We start from the raw sequence: 1549 nt of genomic DNA, 5'->3' as shown, positions 1-1549 counted from the left end.
CCCCTCGCACCGTTCGGCCCCCCGGGGCCGAACGGTGCGAGGGGCGCGGTGAAGACTCAGATCCGGTCGAGGACCCGCGTCAGCAGCTCACCCATCCGTGCCGCCGAGTCCCGCCCCGCCTGGAGGACCTCCTCGTGGTTCAGCGGCTCGCCCGAGAGCCCCGCCGCCAGGTTGGTGACCAGCGAGATGCCGAGGACCTCCGCACCCGCCTCGCGCGCGGCGATGGCCTCAAGGACGGTGGACATGCCGACCAGGTCGCCGCCGAGCACGCGGACCATGTTGATCTCGGCCGGGGTCTCGTAGTGCGGGCCGGGGAACTGGACGTAGACGCCCTCCTCGAGGGTCTCGTCGACCTCCTTGCACAGCGCGCGCAGCCGCGGCGAGTACAGGTCGGTGAGGTCGACGAAGTTCGCGCCGACGATCGGGGAGGCGGCCGTCAGGTTGAGGTGGTCGCTGATGAGGACCGGCTGGCCGGGGCGCATGCCCTCGCGCAGGCCGCCGCAGCCGTTGGTCAGGATGACCGTCTTGCAGCCTGCGGCGACGGCGGTGCGGACGCCGTGCGCGACGGAGGCGACACCGCGGCCCTCGTAGAAGTGGGTGCGGCCGAGGAAGACGAGGGCGCGCTTCTCGCCGATCTTGTACGAGCGCACCTTTCCGCCGTGGCCCTCGACGGCGGGCGGCGGGAAACCGGGCAGGTCGGTCACCGGGAACTCGGCCTCGGGGGCACCGAGGGCGTCGACGGCGGGCGCCCAGCCCGAGCCCATGACCAGGGCGACGTCGTGGTTCTCGACTCCGGTCAGCTCGCGAAGACGTGCGGCAGCGGCCTCGGCGGCCTCGTACGGGGTGGCAGTTGCGTTCACTGACTCTCTCGCCTCGGGGAGGGGGTCCGAGGCTGGCCCCGGACGGATTTGATACGCGCAGAAGCGTAGCCGGAGTTTGCCTACGCGCGTAGATGACGATGCCGACGGACATGCGATCGTTGTCTTGTCGTTTCCGACGAATCGCACAAGGGAGGAGTCACCTTCGTCCCTCGGTGGTTCCCACACCCCCCGGCCGGCTTCGCGCCGCCTCAGCAGGGACGCTTGCGCAACTCCATCACGTAGTCGTGCGGCGCGCCCGCCGACTCGGCCGCGTCGGCGACCTCGCCCAGGTACCGCGCCGAAGGCAGCCCGCCCTCGTACGCGTTGAGGACGTACACCCAGGCCGGCTCCTCGCCGTCCAGGGTGTGCACCCGGACCCGCATCCGGCGGTAGATGTCGAGCCCGACGCCCTCCCAGCGGTCCATGGACTCCTCGTCCATCGGCGCGATGTCGTACAGCGCCACGAAGACCTGGGAGCGCGGGGCCTCCACGATGGTGGCCAGCGCGCCGTCCCAGCCCATCTGCTCGCCGCCGAAGGTGAGCCGCCAGCCGTTGAGCCAGCCGGTGCCGCGCAGTGGGGAGTGCGGTGCGCGGCGGCTCATCAGCCGCGCGTCGAGGTTGCCGGCGAAAGCGGCGTAGAGCGACATGGGACCGAGGGTACGGGAGGGGGCGGGGTGTCCGGGGAACTC

The 1549-nt window shown here is 71.6% G+C and carries 2 protein-coding genes; both read right to left on the bottom strand.

Translation table 11 applies throughout. The features are described from left to right. Positions 1–56 precede the first annotated feature (56 nt). Positions 57–860: a purine-nucleoside phosphorylase gene (locus AOK00_RS36000; RefSeq protein ID WP_030323930.1), complete on the bottom strand. Its 804-nt coding sequence runs from the start codon at positions 858–860 to the stop codon at positions 57–59. A gap of 209 nt (positions 861–1069) precedes the next feature. After that, positions 1070–1507 carry a gamma-glutamylcyclotransferase gene (locus AOK00_RS35995; protein ID WP_030323932.1) on the bottom strand — a complete coding sequence of 146 codons (438 nt, stop codon included), beginning with the start codon at positions 1505–1507 and terminating at the stop codon, positions 1070–1072. Positions 1508–1549 lie beyond the last annotated feature (42 nt).

It is taken from the genome of Streptomyces aureus (assembly GCF_001418135.1).
Taxonomy (GTDB): Bacteria; Actinomycetota; Actinomycetes; order Streptomycetales; family Streptomycetaceae; genus Streptomyces; species Streptomyces aureus_A.
This window is presented reverse-complemented; position numbering and strand designations above follow the sequence as displayed.